The organism is Aliamphritea ceti, from assembly GCF_024347215.1.
GTDB lineage: Bacteria > Pseudomonadota > Gammaproteobacteria > Pseudomonadales > Balneatricaceae > Amphritea > Amphritea ceti.
Genome location: NZ_AP025282.1, coordinates 302,472 through 320,276, shown reverse-complemented (window position 1 = coordinate 320,276; position 17,805 = coordinate 302,472). Strand labels below are relative to the sequence as shown.

The 17,805-nt window shown below is 49.0% G+C and carries 17 protein-coding genes; 4 read left to right on the top strand and 13 right to left on the bottom strand.

Features of this window, described 5'->3' with window-relative positions; translation table 11 throughout:
* Positions 1–71 precede the first annotated feature (71 nt).
* The 4 genes from OCU49_RS01385 to OCU49_RS01370 all read right to left on the bottom strand — a co-directional run bounded on the left by OCU49_RS01385 (position 72) and on the right by OCU49_RS01370 (position 3,545).
* Positions 72–1,382, bottom strand: a complete 1,311-nt coding sequence (locus OCU49_RS01385; RefSeq protein WP_261843241.1) for a TRAP transporter large permease — start codon at positions 1,380–1,382, stop codon at positions 72–74.
* 3 nt (positions 1,383–1,385) lie between these two features.
* On the bottom strand, positions 1,386–1,964 hold the full coding sequence (locus tag OCU49_RS01380; protein ID WP_261843240.1) for a TRAP transporter small permease: 579 nt from the start codon (positions 1,962–1,964) through the stop codon (positions 1,386–1,388).
* Between the two features lie 144 nt (positions 1,965–2,108).
* Positions 2,109–3,116, bottom strand: a complete 1,008-nt coding sequence (locus OCU49_RS01375; RefSeq protein ID WP_261843239.1) for a TRAP transporter substrate-binding protein — start codon at positions 3,114–3,116, stop codon at positions 2,109–2,111.
* 60 nt (positions 3,117–3,176) lie between these two features.
* A complete protein-coding gene (locus tag OCU49_RS01370) occupies positions 3,177–3,545 on the bottom strand; it encodes a RidA family protein (protein ID WP_336605360.1) in 369 nt (122 codons plus the stop codon).
* Positions 3,546–3,692: 147 nt separating this feature from the next.
* On the opposite strand from OCU49_RS01370, the gene OCU49_RS01365 reads away from it, so the two are divergent.
* Positions 3,693–4,622 (top strand): LysR substrate-binding domain-containing protein, encoded by a 930-nt coding sequence (locus tag OCU49_RS01365; protein WP_261843238.1) that lies wholly within the window; start codon positions 3,693–3,695, stop codon positions 4,620–4,622.
* A gap of 145 nt (positions 4,623–4,767) precedes the next feature.
* On the opposite strand, the gene OCU49_RS01360 is transcribed toward OCU49_RS01365, so the two are convergent.
* From OCU49_RS01360 to OCU49_RS01335, 6 genes are all read right to left on the bottom strand, one after another.
* The gene (locus OCU49_RS01360) at positions 4,768–5,601 is read right to left on the bottom strand and encodes a DUF4198 domain-containing protein (RefSeq protein ID WP_261843237.1); all 834 of its coding nucleotides are present in this window, start codon (positions 5,599–5,601) and stop codon (positions 4,768–4,770) included.
* Entirely contained in the window at positions 5,598–6,089 is a 492-nt protein-coding gene (locus OCU49_RS01355; protein WP_261843236.1) for a DUF2271 domain-containing protein, read from the bottom strand. The genes OCU49_RS01360 and OCU49_RS01355 overlap by 4 nt, the downstream gene beginning before the upstream one ends.
* Positions 6,090–6,130: 41 nt before the next feature.
* Complete coding sequence (locus OCU49_RS01350; protein WP_261843235.1) at positions 6,131–6,727, bottom strand: PepSY-associated TM helix domain-containing protein; 597 nt, start codon at positions 6,725–6,727, stop codon at positions 6,131–6,133.
* A gap of 158 nt (positions 6,728–6,885) precedes the next feature.
* Positions 6,886–8,811, bottom strand: a complete 1,926-nt coding sequence (locus tag OCU49_RS01345) for a TonB-dependent receptor domain-containing protein (RefSeq protein ID WP_261843234.1) — start codon at positions 8,809–8,811, stop codon at positions 6,886–6,888.
* Positions 8,812–8,918: 107 nt separating this feature from the next.
* Positions 8,919–10,256 carry a sensor histidine kinase gene (locus OCU49_RS01340; RefSeq protein WP_261843233.1) on the bottom strand — a complete coding sequence of 446 codons (1,338 nt, stop codon included), beginning with the start codon at positions 10,254–10,256 and terminating at the stop codon, positions 8,919–8,921.
* Complete coding sequence (locus OCU49_RS01335; RefSeq protein ID WP_261843232.1) at positions 10,253–10,957, bottom strand: response regulator transcription factor; 705 nt, start codon at positions 10,955–10,957, stop codon at positions 10,253–10,255. The genes OCU49_RS01340 and OCU49_RS01335 overlap by 4 nt, the downstream gene beginning before the upstream one ends.
* Before the next feature lie 270 nt (positions 10,958–11,227).
* Between OCU49_RS01335 and OCU49_RS01330 the strand changes: the two genes are divergently transcribed.
* The gene (locus OCU49_RS01330; RefSeq protein WP_261843231.1) at positions 11,228–12,463 is read left to right on the top strand and encodes an MFS transporter; all 1,236 of its coding nucleotides are present in this window, start codon (positions 11,228–11,230) and stop codon (positions 12,461–12,463) included.
* Between the two features lie 29 nt (positions 12,464–12,492).
* Here the strand turns inward: OCU49_RS01330 and OCU49_RS01325 are convergent, their stop codons facing one another.
* From OCU49_RS01325 to OCU49_RS01315, 3 genes are all read right to left on the bottom strand, one after another.
* Positions 12,493–12,957, bottom strand: coding sequence for a hypothetical protein (locus OCU49_RS01325; RefSeq protein ID WP_261843230.1), 465 nt, complete (start codon positions 12,955–12,957; stop codon positions 12,493–12,495).
* A 194-nt stretch (positions 12,958–13,151) separates the two neighbouring features.
* Entirely contained in the window at positions 13,152–13,658 is a 507-nt protein-coding gene (locus OCU49_RS01320; RefSeq protein ID WP_261843229.1) for a DUF934 domain-containing protein, read from the bottom strand.
* Positions 13,642–15,291 carry a nitrite/sulfite reductase gene (locus tag OCU49_RS01315; RefSeq protein ID WP_261843228.1) on the bottom strand — a complete coding sequence of 550 codons (1,650 nt, stop codon included), beginning with the start codon at positions 15,289–15,291 and terminating at the stop codon, positions 13,642–13,644. The genes OCU49_RS01320 and OCU49_RS01315 overlap by 17 nt, the downstream gene beginning before the upstream one ends.
* A gap of 295 nt (positions 15,292–15,586) precedes the next feature.
* Between OCU49_RS01315 and OCU49_RS01310 the strand changes: the two genes are divergently transcribed.
* Both OCU49_RS01310 and OCU49_RS01305 read left to right on the top strand, forming a co-directional pair.
* On the top strand, positions 15,587–16,708 hold the full coding sequence (locus OCU49_RS01310; RefSeq protein WP_261843227.1) for a GGDEF domain-containing protein: 1,122 nt from the start codon (positions 15,587–15,589) through the stop codon (positions 16,706–16,708).
* Positions 16,709–16,767: 59 nt separating this feature from the next.
* Positions 16,768–17,766: an Ldh family oxidoreductase gene (locus OCU49_RS01305; protein WP_261843226.1), complete on the top strand. Its 999-nt coding sequence runs from the start codon at positions 16,768–16,770 to the stop codon at positions 17,764–17,766.
* Positions 17,767–17,805: the final 39 nt, after the last annotated feature.

Sequence of the window (17,805 nt, the reverse complement as noted above, 5' to 3'; positions counted from 1 at the left end):
GATTAACTCTTAAAACCGGCCCGATCTAACACTGTCGAATCAGGCCGGGATCTGTTTACTCAGATACAGCCTTAGCCGGGTGCCTGACGCATGTTCTCCGGCAGGAAAGTTGCCAGCTCAGGAAACATGATGAGAATACCTACCATCAGCACCATAATGAGAAACATCGGGAAAGCACAGCGGGCGATATAGCCAATCGACTTTTTCGTCATGCCCTGAAGTACAAACAAGTTAAAGCCAATAGGAGGCGTGATCTGCGCCATTTCGACCACCACTACAATGAAAATACCGAACCAGAGCAGATCAATACCCGCCTGACGAATCATCGGCTCAACCACCGCCATGGTTAGCACCACAGAGGAAATACCATCCAGGAAACAACCCAGAATGATATAAAACACCATCAGTGCAAGTATCAGCGTCAACGGAGCCAATTCCAGACCGGCAATAAACTCAGCAGCCAGCGAAGGCAGACCGGTAAAGCCCATCGCCAGCGCCAGAAAAGCCGCGCCGGACAAAATCAATGCGATCATGCAGGAGGTGCGAGTCGCTCCCATTAGGCTTTTAACAAAGGTATCTCTACTCAGAGACCCCTGAAAAAATGCCAGCGATAAAGCCCCGACAACACCAAAAGCGGCTGACTCTGTCGCCGTCGCCGTCCCGGTATAAATCGAACCGATGACAACGCCTATCAACACAATTACCGGAATCAGAAAACGCGACTCTTTAATCCGTTCAGCAAAACTCATACCCGGCTCAGCCGGCGGCACCTGAGAAGGCTTAAAGAACGACCAGGCCGCCACATAACCCATAAACAAGAGGGCAAGAGTCAAACCTGGCAGAATCCCCGCCATGAACAATTTAGAAATAGATTCATTGATAGTGACGCCATAAACAATCAACGTCAGCGACGGCGGAATCATCAATCCTAATGTGGCAGACCCCACCAGAGTGCCAAACACCATATATTCCGGATAACCGCGCTTCTCCAATTCAGGAATCGACATTTTACCCACTGTCGTCAGGGTAGCTGCAGAGGAACCTGATACCGCTGCAAAAATGGTCGAGCCCACTACATTGGTATGCAGTAAGCGTCCAGGCAGAGGCGACATCCAGGGTGCCAGACCGCGGAACATATCTTCCGACAGCCGGGTTCGGTAAAGAATTTCCCCCATCCATATAAACAGAGGTAAAGCAGTCAGAGACCAGCCAGACGCACTGGACCAGATAGCCGTTATCATCGCATCGCCAACCGGTCGGCTGGTAAAGAGTTCCATGCCAACAAAAGCAACGCCCAGTAATGCCAGACCAATCCAGACACCGCTACCAAGCAGGAAAAATAAGGTAAACAGGAAGATGCCTGTCGCTAAGACTTCATTCATCAGTTAGTCCTCCATTATTACCGGTAATTGCTCAGTAAAAGTATCGTCCGCGCCCCTTAGGGTACGAATCAGATGATCCACCAGCGCCAGCGTAAAAACCGTACTGCCAATCGCGACCGGTAACTGCGGAACCCAGAGTGGCATCGCGTCCTGTCCCTGAGAAATATCGTGGATCATGCGGGAAACAAATACGTTTTTTACCGCGAACCAGCTCAGATAAGCAGAGAAAAAAGTCGCTACGCCTAAGCACCACAAATCCGCCAGCCGCTTTGGCCAGCCCGTGAGCCTGGAGAGAAATAAGGTGACGCGGATATGCGCATCATGATTAAGGGTGTAAGCCAGCGCAAAAAAAGACGCGGCGGCCATACAGTAGCCAGCATAGTTCGCGGAACCTGGAAACTGAACGCCACTCCAACGGGCAATCATCTGCAACACAATAATGCTCAGAATTGCCAGTAAAAACAGCGCTGCAATGCCGCCGCAAAGGTTATACAGACCATCCAGAAAGCGTCGCAACGGACTTACCGAAACAGGTGTCAGCGAACAGTTTTCTGGTGCCTGAGTGTGGGTTTGAGTATTCATAACTGAACCTTCAAGCAGGAGGACTGCCCGAGCTGTAAAAAACAGCCAGACAGCAGGGAGACTCGGGAAAAACACCGGTGCTCAGGCAATTGCCCTGCACCGGCCAAAGTTCACGGTGAAGTGAATCTGGAGCATCCCGGGGGATCAGTTATGTGCCAGTTTCTGCTGAGCGGCGCGGTAATCATCAATGATTGCCTGACCAACGTCACCAGCGTCTTTCAGCCATTCAGCCGTCATAGTGGCGCCAATTGCTTCAAAATCAGCTTTCAGTTGCGGACCGGCTTCAGTCACAGTCATACCGTTAGACGACAGTTGTTCCAGATACCAGCCAGTCAACTGTTCGGAACGGGCGGTTCCGGCTTTTTCAGCCATCAGAGAAATACCGCGAACGACATTCTGAGAAGCTTCATCCAACTCATTCCAGGCTTGTTTGTTAACGAAAATATAGTTACGCGGCAACCAGGCATTTACAACGTAGTGATGCGTTAGCTGTTCCCAGACCTTACGGTCATAACCGGTCGCGCCGGAAGAAATGAAAGACTCCGCCACACCGGTAGACAGCGCCTGGCTTAGTTCTGATGCTTCCACCTGCACAGGAATCGCTTTAGCCAGCTCCGCCAGACGAGCAGTAGCGTTGCTGTAGGAGCGGAATTTAATCCCTTCCATATCGGCAATGCTGTTCAGAGGTTTTTTCGCATAGATACCCTGAGGCGGCCACGGCACTGAATACAGCAATACTAAATTATGTTTATCCAGCAACTTTTCAAAATGTGGCCGGGCAGCTTTCCAAAGCACTTCTGAATCGGCAAATGAAGTTGCCAGGAATGGCACTGAATCAAAACCAAAGACGGCATCTTCGTTAGCATGACTGGATAGAATCCGCTCGCCGATCTGCGCCTGCCCGGTCTGCACAGCACGTTTAATTTCGCTGCCCTTAAATAGGGAGCCGCCACCGTGTACTTTCACATCCAATTTACCCTGAGTCGCAATTTCAATCGCTTCAGCAAAAGATTTACCGTTCTGGGTGTGGAAGTTCGAATCGGTATACGCCATAGGCATATCCCACTTTTCTGCTGCCATTGTCAGGCTACCGGCAAGTGTCAGTGTAGTCAGAGCCACGGCCTTGGTTAATGTTGCCATTGAATATCGCATGGTATGTCCTCAATTGTTTTTATTGTGAAATCAGGAACTTGCTTCTATTTTCAAGAAGCATCAGGTGATGACAGCGGCAATCACCGACATTTCAACCTTCAGGGTGGAGCGGGCCATCTGTGCTTCAACACAGGCACGGGCTGGTGTATGTCCTTCAGCAACCCAGGCATCCCAAACGCTATTCATAGCAGCGAATTCCGCCATGTTATTGATGTAGATAGTGACCGAAAGAACATGCTGTTTATCGCTGCCTGCCTCTGCCAGCAGAGCATCAACTTTCTCCAGCAAACTGCGGGTCTGACCCTGCATATCTTGCGTTTCATCTTTTGGCACCTGACCACAGAAATACGCCGTTCCCTGGTGAATCACTGCCCGGCTCATGCGCTCGCCTACTCCAATACGTTGCAACACCCTGATATTCCTCTTCATAACTGATCTCGTAGATACACCGCTGTGCAAATTAAGCAGCGATGTGACATTGATATTATTTAAATCACAGTCAATAATTTCCAATACAATATAAAGATGGATCTATCAGCTAATGTTATATCTGATGCAGACAGGTGATTTAAGCTTATGAATGCAAAGCAAATAGCTGCATTTCGCGCAGTGATGATTTCAGGCAGTACCGTCGGCGCTGCGAAAATGCTCTATATTTCACAGCCTGCGGTTACACGCCTGATAAAAGATCTGGAAGAAAGATGTGGTTTTTCGTTGTTCGAGCGCCGCAGTAGCCGACTATTTCCAACTGCAGAAGCGGAATCTTTTTATCAGGAAGTGAAGCGTCATTTCACAGGAATGGATCAGCTGTCCCAGAGTATTGAGCAAATCAAAACCCTGCGTACCGGCCGTTTACGAATCGCCGCAATGCCAGCGTTGGCTTACAGTGTATTACCTAAGGTTGTGAGTAATTTCATACAAACCCGAAAGGACGTATCTTTATCGCTTACGCCAGGATCTTCGGTTAACGTCGCTAAAATGGTTGGATCACAGCAGTTTGACCTGGGCATTGTTATGTTGCCGGTAGATACCCGTGAACTTTCGTTTTATCGCTGTTACCGCAGCAGCTGCCGGTTTATCTGTAATGCCGACCACCCATATGCTGAACGTCAGGAGATCATTGCGGAAGATCTTCACGAACAGGACTTTGTCGCCATTGGCGAACGAAATCCCCTCACGCGTTACCGTATTGATGCCGCTCTGCACGCTAAACATATTCGCCCCCGCCAATCAATCGAAACACCGATGTTTATCACCGTGCAGGCATTGGTTAAAGAAGGCTTAGGCGTCTCAATAATTGATCCGTTTACCGCCAGCATATTCACCGAAAGTGGCGGTAAGAGCCTGAGTTTCCAGCCTGATATACCTTTCTATTTCGCATTTATTACACCAATGCATAAACAAATCCCGGCGCTGGCAGAAGAGTTTATCCACAGCTTTGAAACGCTTGCGCAAAGCATTACTGATTTACAGGTCATCAGCCATGAAGATATTGATCTGAAATAAAAAAAGCATCGCCCCTCAAATCAGAGAGTCGATGCTTTCGGCTATCAACGATATAACAAGCGTTACTTCTTAGCAGCGCCTTAAACTCGCCATAAAACAACCATTACTAAACAGTTGCTACCAGCAATCCATACTAAATGAACGCCTAGCCGGGCTGTGCTTCAAAAGTTAAAAACAATCTGTGCTCAATTATATCTGCCCGAACACCGCTCTCTTCCTGAGCCAGTTCAGCCTTGAGTAAATAACGGCCCGGTTGCGCTGGTGTAAAGCTTACGTTGCCCTCCGCATCCGGTTTTAAAGCTAACTCTCCTCGCTGGTCTCTGTAATGCGTGCCATCAGGAGTAATTTCTAACAACATTTTTTGTGTCACCGGCTTGCCATCCAGCAACACTTTAAAATTAAACGCTTCTCCGCTGACCACATCATTTGGATGTACTTCGAAGCCCAGCTCCAGACCTTTATTTTGCAGTTTAAGATTTTCAGATGAAGGCGCACGACGAGTTACATAAGTGGTGCTTTTGCCATGTATTTCCAACGTTTCTGCATTTTCGGCACCTTCCGGTAATAACACTTTTCGCTGTAACTTATCAGCCTCGATACGGTACATTCTGTCACTGCCCGGCATTTCATAGAAGGTAAAGAAAGTCGTATCCTGAAGGCGTAACCGATAAGTGCCTTCGTCTTCGAGATTAAGGTCAAAAACACTTTTGCGCTTGCCCTTAAAGTAATGTGCTAATCGCTCACTCTCACCTTGTGGTGCGGAAATAGTCAGATCATCAAGACTGAATCCCTTATCGGCAACAAAAATAGTGTTAGAAGCTGTTACATCCACTGTAATCCACTTGGCAGTATCTGACGAGGCTACATATTCATTTGGTAGCAACCAATAATCATGTGCATATACTGTGCTGCCTGCTAACGACCCATAAAGTGCGCCAGCAGCCATCGCCAGCACACGTAAATTCTGTTTCATAGTCATCGACTGACTCCTGTTTTAATTGATCCTTCACCCAGCTCTGTTCCGGGCTTTAATTGATAAATCTGTGGCTCGCCACCTAGCTGAATACGCTGTTTTTGCAGACTGCGGTTGCCATGCTCACGGGAAGCTTCCAGTACAATCAGATACTCACCTTCTGCTACCGGCTGCCCCTGATCATCAAGACCATCCCAGTAAAGCTGATAGTCCCCAGGCTTACGGGTTGCACCGCTGAAAGAATCTACAGAATCAAGATAACGACCGCTCTTGCGCCACCAGCGCCGTAAGTCTTTAAGCCAGTCCTCTTCATCAATCCACAGGGCCAGATTGCGAACCACCTTGCCACCGGACTCCACCCAGACCGACACATAAGGGCGACGGTACTCATGACTGGTTTGCACCGGCAGGCTAAAGTTGATTTCGACCTGTGATGCGGCCGAAACCGGCTGACTGACGAGCACTAACAGCGCCAGAAAAGGAATTAATTTCATTGCATGCCTCAGAAAACGATAGAAAAAATATACAGACAGACTCAGGTAAGCAGCGCTATCCAATAGCTGGCAGCAAGTACACAGGTACCTGCAGCAGCCACCTTGAACAAAGCTCCACGACGCTTCTTCTGTGGTACAACAAGCCACAGTCCCGTCACGATAAACACCAGCATGATGAAGGCTGTGATATCGAGTAACAGACGCCACCAGACACCGGAATAACGTCCCATATGCAGATCATTCAGTACTGCAATCAGACCATTACTCTGGTGAAAAACAGTTACCTCAGCGGAGAAAGGGGAAAACTCAACTGAGCTGTAACTGCCGGGACGTTTTATATCGATCATCAGCATCTGCTCATCCTGATCCCAGTCATACATGATGCTGCCGCCTTCCAGACCGTGCTGATCTGATAGCCAGCGACGCAGCTGATCTGCACCATCCAGTGGTCGGTTTTGCCAGTCGGTGGACTCCATGATTACTGCGGGCACCGACAAATACACTTCTACGGCACTACCCCTATCCGAAAACCAGTCACGATGATTAAGCGTGATGCCAGTTACTGCAAAAAACAGCACCAGTGCCAACACCACCACCGAGCTATAAACATGAAGGGTACGTAGTATTCGGTAATTCACCTGCAAACACTCATTTGGCAACATTCATCTGACAAGGACCGCCGGGAACTCATGTCAGATGAATATCTGAAAACCCTGAGCGGCATAGGAAACGACCGACTGACGTTGGCTGGCTGGCTGGCTGGCTGGCTGGCTGGCTAACAGTCTTTCTGTATAGCTTAGAAACGCATCGCCAATGTCAGACGAATATCGCGGCCAGCCTCTGGTAAGCCGATAATATTGCCGCTGTCAGTGCTGACACCGTAACTACCGTGATCCAGATACTGCTTATCGAACAGGTTCTTCACAGTTACAGTCAGCGAAAGATCTTCGCTGCTGGTAGGCAACCATTTGGCAAACACATCATGTACGCCGTAGCCCGGTTTTTCTGCACGGCCATCTGCCACCTTCGTTAACCGCTGAACCAGATTGGAAGACCAACCAAGTTGCAGATCATACTTTGGCAGATCATGCTCCAGATTCAGGCTAACAGTGTCGCCAATTGCAGTACCTACAGCCATGGTGCCATCGCTCAGCGGCTGACCATTCAGTGTCGGACGGCTACGGCTGTAACCAATGCTGGCACGGGTATGATCCCAGTCGTAACCCAGGCTGGCGGTAATACCCTTGTTCTTCACTTTGCCATCGTTAGTGATCACACTTCGGCTGGTACGTCGCAACGGGTTATCGATTTCACTGTAGAAAGCTGTCGCTCCCAGCGTCAGATCACCGGCTTCATAATCAAAACCAAACTCTACGTTTTCTGCTTCTTCCGCTTTAACGCCTGCACCATAGGTAGCAAAGTTCAGCAGATAAGCTTCTTTAACACCGACACCACGAAACGCCTGTGCATAACTTGCATGCAGATCCAGATTTTCATTCACGCTGTAACGCACACCCACATTTGGGCTGAAACCATCAGAGTTAATATTGGTCCCCGTACTATCGTTCAGACGGTAGTTGTCATAACGCATACCTGCCGTCAGTAACCACGCATCTGTCAGCTGAAAATGGTCCTGAACATACAGTCCCACTAAGTCCAGAACTTCGTCCTGATTCGGTCCGGTCGTGCTGGTGCTGTTAATGTAATAACCTGTATCACGGCGCAGATCCGTACCTATCACCAGTTTATGGTCACCCAGATCAAACGTGTTGTGGCCGTTTACACCGATACTTTTTACACCGGCACCATCCTTAGCACCGTCATCTGGCTGTTGAGTCAGATAACTCTTGGTGAAATACGCATTCCCCTGAAAATCCAACAAAGGGTTTTCAGTATTCAGGTTATATTGCACATTGGTGGTGTTTCGACGGCTTTGCTGCTTATTCGCCTGATTCCAGCCAGCTGCAACGAAGTGCGGACGCACATTACGACGGCCATCGTCATAACGGGATTCATGGCTAAACCGCAGTGTCTGGGTTTCATCCAGGTTTGCGACCAGCTTCAGATATACATTTTCCTGCTCAGTTTTAGTGTTCGCCAAAGTATTGCCGTTACCGTCAACAATATTACCGGTGTCAACTTTGCTCAAAGATGTCAGCACAGAAACGTTATCGCTCAGACGGCCAAAAATACTGCTACTGGCTTTACCGCCTTCGGTGTTATCGAAATAGCTCAGCTTTACTAATGCACCAGCCTGTTCACCCTCACGCAACAGGTCTTCAGGATCTTTGGTGATGAACCGAATCGCACCACCCAGAGCCCCCGGACCGTCAGTTGCCAGGCCAGCACCAGCATTAACCTCGACTTGCTTCAGCAATTCAGGTTCAACCGATAAACGCCCCTGATGGTGGAACAGGTAACCTGCCTGAGTTGCACCGTCCACTGTCACATTCAGCATGGTATCTTCGATACCGCGAACATAGACCTTTTGCGCAACACCAAAACTGCCACCAACAGTGACATCCGGGTTCTGGCTAAAGATATCTTCCAGATCAGTCGCCTGATACTGCTCTAGCTGCTCCTGACTAACAGTCGTCTGATTAGGATCTACCGGCTTTCCGGTAATCAGAATGGTATCTTCTGCAAAGACTGATCCGGCCTGTACGGCAGTTGCCAGCGTTACAGCCGTTGCCAGGCGGTTGACAGGCAATCGTGGGGACATTGTGTGAATACTCCAGTTAACTAAAAACGAATGCGAACGATTATTGTTAACTGGCCTTAAATTGACAGTACCTTTACATGTTTTACATATCGTCTGTCAGGCAGGGTTTACCCGCCCTGAGGTAAGATTACACAGAGTTGGCGAATGATGATCTCCAGGCCAGGCGAACAATTTCTGGCTTCAACAGTCGCATCAATACTTTCCAGCTGGCGCTTAGCTAACGCCAGTCCAAGTCCAAATCCTCCGGCTTCCCGCTCACGGGATTTGTCGACACGGAAAAAAGGCTTAAAAATAGTATCCAGTAACTGATCAGGTACACCCGCTCCCTGATCCCGAATCCGAATTTCAACCTCTTCGTCAGTCGCACTCAGAGTAATCTGCACTGAGCCTTCGGGTGATGTATGCCGCACGGCATTGCGGATTATATTTTCGCAGGCCTGACTAAGACTGCGCTCACTCCCAGCTACCCAGGTTTGATGATCAGGCACCTTTAGCTGAATTTCCCGATCCGGATATTCATATCGGGCATCCTCAGCAATGACGTCCAGCAAAGCACGAATATCCACAGGTGTTTGCTTTGGCTGATAAGCGACATTATCCAGCCATGCCAGTGACAGGGTATCTTCCACCAGCTTTTGCATCAGTGCCGCTTCTCGCTGAATGCGCTGTTCTTTGTCATCCCGACTGGAGGTGAGCGCCAGATTCAAGCGTTGCAGAGGTGTGCGTAATTCGTGTGAGAGATCATTAATCAGGTGCCGCTGAGTCTGAATCAGGGAGCCAACCCTAGCCGCCATGGTATCGAAAGTTTCCGCTAACCGGGCGAGCTCATCATTCCGCCTTTTCAACTGTGGGCGTACCCGAATCGCAAAATCTCCGTGCATGAACTGCCGGGTTGCCGTTTCCAGCTGCCGCAGAGGACGCATGAAGTGCCTGTATAACAAGATACTGATAATAACCATCAGTAACAGCGGTGCCAGAGTATTCAGCAGAAAGTGAATATGCGGCCACCACTGGCCAGGACGCATGCGTTGTGGCAGCTCAATCACCAATGATGCACTGCCATCGCTAAACTGTAACTCCATCGTTGGATTATCGTGATACAGATGGATACCCCATTCGATACTGCGGCCTAACTCAGCTCTCCGCGAGCTGTTGTGATCGCTAGTCAGCTCCACCAGATTTTCTTTCTGTACTCTGACAATGTTGACATACACATCTTCACGGGCGCTGAGATCATTCACCCAACGACTGGCAGCATCTCTGTCACCGGCTTTTATCAGCGCTTCCGCCTGTTGCTGATAGCCCAATAATTCCGCCTTATTTTCAGCACTGATACGGCTGAAATGGTTTTCCATATTCAGGCTAGATGTAGAAACAATCCAGACCAGCAAAATACTGCCCAGGGATAAACATACACTTAGCTTCCAGAACAGTTTACGGTTCATGTCAGACAGTACCCCTGGCCATGCATTGTCACTAATCTGTTCGCCGCAAACCCCGCTGCTTTTAACTTACGCCGCAAATTACTGATATGCATATCGATACTACGATCGTAGCGGCTAAAAGGTCTCTGCATAAGCTGTTGATAAAGGTGTGATTTACTCTGTACTTCACCGCTGTCTTTAACCAGCATCCATAGCAAGCGGAACTCCATATCTGTCAGACTGAGCTGAATATCACCACAGCTTACACGCTGATTCTCTTTAAAAAGTACCAGCTCACCCAGTTGTAGTTTTTGCTGAACAGGCACGGCATCAGAGCGCGGCAAAGTCCGCCGAATCACTGCATCAATCCGTAAAATCAGTTCGGTAATACTGAAAGGTTTCGGCAAATAATCGTCAGCACCGCATTGAAAACCACTGATACGATCCTCTTCGGCTCCCCGGGCAGTCAGCATAATAACTGGCGTAGAGCAGAATTTACGTAACCGGCTAAGCACAGCAAAACCATCCAGATTCGGTAACAATACGTCCAGCAGTATCAGACTGAACTGATCGTTCAGCGCAGTGTTTAAGCCACTTTGTCCGTCATAGCACTGCAGCGACTGATATCCGGACTCTCCCAGCTGTGTTGCCAACTCTTCACTCAGCCCTTTGTCATCCTCAATAATGAGAATGTTGGGCCGCGGCACTGCTAATGTCTGCATATGATAATTCCCCCCCATGTAAGGGGCGCAATCTTATAGAATGCAAATGTAAATAAAAACTATTTGCAATAAATATTTACCCCAGACCCCAGCTCTGTGATTGCACACATCCCCCGACTATTGGTCTGAATCCACCAGACACAGAGACCTTTATCAACGATAAGAATTATTTCTGAAATTTGTTTTGCCATCTGTAGCCTACGGCACTAGGATGCCCACTTTTATTGCCAGATAGCTCCACAATCAGGTTTTTTAAAGGATTTTGCCAATATGCATATGGCACTTGTTTTTGGGATGAACCAGTTCATCAGTCATGGTTTCGGCGTATTTCTGTTTGCCAGCCTGGCACCACTGATGCGCGAAGAAATCGCTTTCACTAACTGGCATATCGCCGCTATTGGTGCACTCTCTCAGCTGGCTTATTTAGCCGGTGCTCTGCTGATCAGCACCTTCGGCGAACGTATTGGCTCTGCGCGTCTGGCAATGCTTACCGCGACCAACATAACTGTCATGTTATTTTCAATCTCAGTACTGACAGACCCGTTACTTATTCTTATAGCTCTCGCTCTGTTGTCCGCCAGTGCTTCTATCAGTTGGAGCACTATTATCGAGATTATCAGTCGTTGCGGGCCACTTGAGAAATGCTCAACTTACCTCTCAGCCGCCGCCAGCGGTACCGCCTGGGGCTGTAGCTTTAACGGTCTGTTATTGCTGTTCATTGTGCCGCAACTTGGTTGGCGTGCCGGCTGGCAGATTGCTGCAGCCTTTGGTATCTGCGTCATTATTGCCAACTGGTTTTTACTCAAGAAACTCGGTCTGATCGGCGCGGTCGCACATCAGATAGCAGCTGAAACACCTGTCGCCAGAAGCAGCCTCAGCCTTTCTGCACTGATGAAAACAGTCGCATTTGAGCCACTGGCGCGCTTTACCTGCCTGATCTGCTTTTCAGTGTGCTTCTCAACCATTCCGTTTGCTAACTGGATGAACATTTATCTGACAGAACTTGAGCTACCAAGTGAGCTTGGTGGTTACACCTGGACGGCAATTGGCCTTTCCGGCATGTTAGCAGGGCTTACAATCGGCCGCCTGGCCGACCGCTTCGGGCATCATTTCGCATTACTGCTGATTTGCAGTTTATTTGCGCTGGGATTAATGACTTTTCTGTTTGACCAAAAGAGCTATGCGCTCATAGCTGGAATCGGCTACGGCATTATGTATTTTCCGATCTGGGGAATCGTTTCAGGCTGGTTAAGCAAGGTCTACTCATCAACAGTAACAATGCAGATCAGCAGCGTCTGCATGATTACAGCAGGACTGGGTGGTGCATCCGGTAATCTGATCGTTGGCTGGATTCGTGAATCTACCGGTACTCTGGATGCCGCTTACTGGGTACTTACTGCTAACGCAATAGTACTTGTATGCATGGCTTTAGGTGCTTTCCTCAGACGTAACTCTGCCGCGACAGCAATACATACTGAAACGCAGAACACCCAGCCGATGTCTTAAATTGCATGTGGCTGGATAAACTCTGCTCATCAGACTTTTTCATTCAGATAACCCGGGCCAACACGGGCTGGAGGAGCATCTTTAACCAAATCAACCAAGGCGTTAAAGTCTACCTTTCCATCAGTACCGATAACTTTAGCGGCGGCATCATTGCCAAACTCATTGATCAACTGAGTCTGGAGTATTTCCTGGTCCTGAAGCTTGGCAGGTGACGCAGGATCGCCTGGATTACGTCTCGGCGCTGGTGCTGAGCTCTCCAGCAAAGCGCTTAGGCCTTTGACATCGACACTGCCATCATTACGGACAATGCCAATGGCACGTTCACCGTAACGTTCCTGTAACCGCTCAGCAAACTTTCCCGCATCTATCTCTCCCTTCTCTACCCGCGTCGCGAGATCTGCCGCTATATCTTTGGGTTGCGGACGGGACTGTGTACGGGAATGGTCACTGCCAAAAAAATCAACAACCGCATTACCTATAGCTCCAACATTCATACTGCTGCCTCCTTTGTATCAGGGAAGAGTTAACAAGCAAGATGCATTCCCGAGTCAACTTTTTACAGGCAAGCTATTGATTATTAATAAAACGAAAAAGAAAAATCTGATCATAAACAGCAGCAGAGGTCGAAAAACGGCAATCCCTTGCCGCGCTGTTTCTGACGAAACAAAACATCAAAGCCCAACAATTTTTAGCGTTTCAGTACCCGGTCACGAAAAGGCGTTGTCGGTCTCAGCACATCTCCCTGATAACTGACACCTTCAGCATTAAACTGCTGCACAGCCGTATCAGGGTCCTGATCATCCGGCAGGGCAACACTGTCGTAACCACAGCGGCGCAAATATCCCAGCTGATCACTCAGCAAACTGCCAAATGCACGCAGCTCGCCTTTATAACTGAACATTTCACGAATCAGTGAACCGGTTGAGAAACCACTGCCGTCCATAAACGCCGGGAACTCCACTGCAACCAGGGGAACTGCAGCAAAGACCTCTGAGAGCGGCTCTAATTCAATATCAGCTTCCAGCCAGACTGCCGGCACAGTGGAAAAACCTGTAAATTCCGGCGCCAGTGCCTGCCAGTATTCAACCGGCAGAATGTAATCAATATTCGCTTCAGGTATAAAGTCTGGCGCAATTTCACTGATCAGTTGCCACTGATCATCAGTGCTCAGTTGCTGCTTAATGATTCGTTGCATAGACCCGCTCCTTAAAACTGTCTTTCCCGATGCGCTCATAAGTAGCAAGAAAAGGCTCTTCTTCATGGCGCTGCTCGACGAATACATCAACAATGGCCTGTAACGCATCTGGCACAGCTTCCAGCGGTATCGATGGCCCCAGCACTTTACCTATCTGTGAACGCATGCCACTGTCGCCCCCAAGGGTCAGTTGATAAAACTCTTCACCTTTTTTATCAACGCCAAGAATGCCAATATTGGCAATGTGATGATGTGCGCAGGCATTGATGCACCCCGATATCCGCAGACTCAGATCTCCCAAGTCATAAAGGTAATCAAGATCTTCAAAACGCTGCTGAATAGCAGTATTAATCGGTAAAGAACGGGCATTCGCTAAGCCACAGAAATCCCCACCGGGACAGCAGACAACATCGGAAAGCGTGCCAATAGTTGGTGCCGCCAGTTCCAGCCGGCAGGCCTCTTGCCAGAGCGCAAACAAATCACTGCATTTTACATCAGCCAGCACTATATTTTGCTGCTGAGTATTACGCGCTTCACCAAAGGAAAAACGCTCCGCCAGATCCGCCACACGACGAAGCTGCTCGCTACTGATATCACCCGGAGCCGTCCCCTGATACTTCAGTGACAAAGTTACGATGGCATATCCTGTAACACGGTGCGCCCGTACATTACGTCGTAGCCAGTGACTATAATCCTGAGAATCAGACTCTGCAGTCCACTGAACCGACTCCAGCTGCTCATATGCTGGTGCCGTAAAGAAGCTGCGAGCATGCTCAAGCTCAGCATCCGTCAGCCAGTATTCTTCAGCATTCGTACGCTGAAATTCAGTCTCAACCTGCGCAGAAAAGTCAGCAACACCCAGGCTATTCACCAGAATTTTAATGCGTGCTTTGTATTTATTATCCCGTCGGCCGTAGCGGTTATACACCCGCAGAATCGCTTTCAGATAGCCCAGTAAATGTGCCTGCGGCAAGAACTCACACACTACTGAAGCCAGCATCGGGGTTCTGCCCAAGCCGCCGCCGACCCAGACTTTAAAACCGGTTTCTCCCAGCGCATTCTTCACTAACTGCAAACCAACATCATGCAGCTGAACCGATGCCCGGTCTTCTTCCGCGCCGATCACAGCAATCTTGAATTTACGCGGCAAAAAAGCGAACTCAGGGTGCAAAGATGACCACTGACGGATAATTTCACAATAAGGCCGCGGATCAGTTTGCTCATCAGCAGCGACACCCGCTAATGGGTCCGACGTGGTATTGCGAATACAGTTTCCACTGGTTTGAATAGCATGCATTTCCACCTCGGCCAAACTGTCGAGAATGTCCGGCACTTCTTCGAGTTTCACCCAGTTAAACTGCACATTCTGACGCGTCGTAATATGGCAATAACCCTTATCGTACCGGTCGCAGACCTCTGCCATCCGCCTTAGTTGCCCGGACGACAACATGCCATAAGGCACAGCTACCCGAAGCATTGGTGCATGCTTCTGAATATACAGACCATTTTGTAATCGTAAGGGCAAAAAAGCTTCCTCACTCAACTCACCGGACAGGTAACGTGTCATCTGTCCTCTGAACTGCTGCACTCGGTTATTCACCACCTGGCGATCAAGTTCGTCATATTGATACATCGTCGGACACTCTCTGTTTAACTGCTGACCGGTTCTATTCGGCAGATCCGGTATCGCAGCAGAGTAAGCACAAACCCCCTATAAGAACAGATACACAAAAATGAATAACAATAAGTACAGATAACAAAAAACTTATCGGCATTCATCTTACGTACAGCTTAAAAAGCAATCTAAAACCATTGAATCTCATAGGTATTTTATGTGCTTCAGCCAGCGTATACTGAATGATCGGCGGTGCTTTTATCTGTCTTTCAGACGTACCGCTGTGAGTGATACAGCGACACAGGTAAGTGAAATGAATAGCCAGATTCTAACTAACGCCACACAGGATATTCAGTTAAAAGCATTGCATGACTTTTGTCAGCGCACCCGGACAGGTTATATCAGCTACCCAATTGCATGGTTTATTCTGTCACTGGTCACCGTACAAATGAGTCAGGCATTTTTCTTTTTCCATCTGGTTATTCTCAGCAGCTTCACGCTCATCCGCTTCGCCCTGAACCGCCACTTCTCTTTAGTAACAAATTCATTCAGCGTTGGCTGGCGTGTCACTATTTTATATCTCAGCACATTAATCAATGCTGCTTATTTCGCCAGCCTGCTGGCCTATCTGCTCACTCAGGACATTACGCCTGAAACAGTTGCTGCAATCATCATTATTCAGGCGTGTATCGTTCCAAGTGGTGCTCTGACATTCTGTATCTATAAGCCTTTGAGCGATACCTTCTTCGCCGTCATGTTTGCGATCCCCCTCAGCGTATATTTTATAGAAGGCTACCCACATCCTCTGATTGCTGCGTTGGCTATTCTCATTGGCTACATATACATCAGTGTCACTGCTTCACGGTTCAACCATGACTACTGGGCTTACATAAAACTGAATCAGCAACTGGGTAAATACGCCGGCGATCTTGAACAGGAAAACCGGCTGGATCCGTTAACCCGGATGAACAACCGCCGTTACTTTGATGAACGCTTACAGGTTGCCTGGTTCAGAGCCCGGCGTGATCAGCAGCCTCTAAGCATGATCATGATCGATATAGATAACTTCAAACAGGTAAATGATACCTGGGGTCACCATACTGGCGACCAGATACTTATCGCCCTTTCCGACATAATTCGACAAGCTTTTACCCGGGCTACTGATACCCTTGCCCGCTATGGTGGCGAAGAGTTCATCGTACTGCTGGAAAATACCAATCAGGCAGACTGTATGGCAGCTGCAGAAAAACTCAGGGAACGCATTGCGATTCGTCGCTTCAGCACAGATGCTACAGAACTCTATTGCACTATTAGCCTGGGCATTTCCAGTCAGGTTCCTAACGATCAGCTGTCTTCACAGGACTTGATTAAACGGGCAGATATGGCGCTATACAAAGCCAAAGGCACTGGTCGTAACCGGGTCGCCAGCTATTGAGCCTGCCGAAAATTCCGGCACAATAGCTGATCTTTATATATCCGAAACAAGGAACGCTCATGGCAACCCTCACGCTGGACGAAATTTATCAGCTGGCTTACCAAAGCCTGCGTCAGGCTGGCGCCGACGACGCCAATGCTTCAGCTGTCGCAACCACAGTTACCCACGCTGAGCGGGACGGTTCTGCATCACATGGTTTGTTCAGAATTCCAGGGTATCTGAAATCCCTGCTCAGCGGCAAAGTAAACGGACAGGCTAACCCTCAGCCTGAACAGGTTACGCCAGCAATTTTACGCTGTAACGGTGACCACGGTTACGCACCATTGGCATTAAAGCGCTCTGTTCCGGCATTGGCTGAAGCTGCTAAAACTTATGGCATCGCTGCATTGACGCTCACTCACTCTTACCACTTCGCAGCACTCTGGCCGGAAGTAGAAGCCCTCGCGGAACATGACCTGATGGGCTTTTCCTGTGTGTCCTATAAACCCGTTGTCGCGCCAGCCGGTGGCAACGAAGCAATATTTGGCACTAACCCAATAGCCTTCGCCTGGCCACGTCCGGGACACTCTCCGCTGGTATACGACATGGCAACGGCAGCAATGGCACAAGGGGAAGTACAAATTGCCGCCCGTGACGGCCACAGCGTCCCACTGGGTACAGGTCTCGGTCCCGATGGCGAACTAACCACTGATCCTCAGGAAATTCTTAAAGGTGTTTTACTGCCTTTTGGCGGCCACAAGGGCTCAGCCATTGCCATGATGGTTGAATTAATGGCCGGGCCTTTAGTAGGTGAAAGCCTGAGCTTTGAAACTGCGGAGAGGGATACGGTAGATGGCGGCCCACCGCAAGGTGGCCAGTTCCTGCTGGCGGTATCACCAAAAGTACTTGGTGGCGATAACTGGGCTAACCAGGCAGAAGGCCTGTTTGACAAGCTGGAAGCAATGGAAGGCGTACGCCTGCCGGGACAGCGCCGTCATACTTTGCGTCAGGATCAGGGAAGCCGCGAAGTAAATGACAGCTTACTGGAAGATATTCGCCAGTTGGTACCTCAGGCTTAAATAACGTAAGTAACACAAAGCCTTAAAATACAAACGCCC

Excerpts from the sequence above, each read along its gene's own strand:
- OCU49_RS01370 (WP_336605360.1), bottom strand. The coding sequence starts at position 3,545 with ATGAAGAGGAATATCAGGGTGTTGCAACGTATTGGAGTAGGCGAGCGC.
- OCU49_RS01330 (WP_261843231.1), top strand. The coding sequence starts at position 11,228 with ATGCATATGGCACTTGTTTTTGGGATGAACCAGTTCATCAGTCATGGT.
- OCU49_RS01320 (WP_261843229.1), bottom strand. The coding sequence starts at position 13,658 with ATGCAACGAATCATTAAGCAGCAACTGAGCACTGATGATCAGTGGCAA.
- OCU49_RS01335 (WP_261843232.1), bottom strand. The coding sequence starts at position 10,957 with ATGCAGACATTAGCAGTGCCGCGGCCCAACATTCTCATTATTGAGGAT.
- OCU49_RS01360 (WP_261843237.1), bottom strand. The coding sequence starts at position 5,601 with ATGACTATGAAACAGAATTTACGTGTGCTGGCGATGGCTGCTGGCGCA.
- OCU49_RS01315 (WP_261843228.1), bottom strand. The coding sequence starts at position 15,291 with ATGTATCAATATGACGAACTTGATCGCCAGGTGGTGAATAACCGAGTG.
- OCU49_RS01310 (WP_261843227.1), top strand. The coding sequence starts at position 15,587 with ATGAATAGCCAGATTCTAACTAACGCCACACAGGATATTCAGTTAAAA.
- OCU49_RS01325 (WP_261843230.1), bottom strand. The coding sequence starts at position 12,957 with ATGAATGTTGGAGCTATAGGTAATGCGGTTGTTGATTTTTTTGGCAGT.
- OCU49_RS01345 (WP_261843234.1), bottom strand. The coding sequence starts at position 8,811 with ATGTCCCCACGATTGCCTGTCAACCGCCTGGCAACGGCTGTAACGCTG.
- OCU49_RS01365 (WP_261843238.1), top strand. The coding sequence starts at position 3,693 with ATGAATGCAAAGCAAATAGCTGCATTTCGCGCAGTGATGATTTCAGGC.
- OCU49_RS01355 (WP_261843236.1), bottom strand. The coding sequence starts at position 6,089 with ATGAAATTAATTCCTTTTCTGGCGCTGTTAGTGCTCGTCAGTCAGCCG.
- OCU49_RS01340 (WP_261843233.1), bottom strand. The coding sequence starts at position 10,256 with ATGAACCGTAAACTGTTCTGGAAGCTAAGTGTATGTTTATCCCTGGGC.
- OCU49_RS01385 (WP_261843241.1), bottom strand. The coding sequence starts at position 1,382 with ATGAATGAAGTCTTAGCGACAGGCATCTTCCTGTTTACCTTATTTTTC.
- OCU49_RS01380 (WP_261843240.1), bottom strand. The coding sequence starts at position 1,964 with ATGAATACTCAAACCCACACTCAGGCACCAGAAAACTGTTCGCTGACA.
- OCU49_RS01375 (WP_261843239.1), bottom strand. The coding sequence starts at position 3,116 with ATGCGATATTCAATGGCAACATTAACCAAGGCCGTGGCTCTGACTACA.
- OCU49_RS01305 (WP_261843226.1), top strand. The coding sequence starts at position 16,768 with ATGGCAACCCTCACGCTGGACGAAATTTATCAGCTGGCTTACCAAAGC.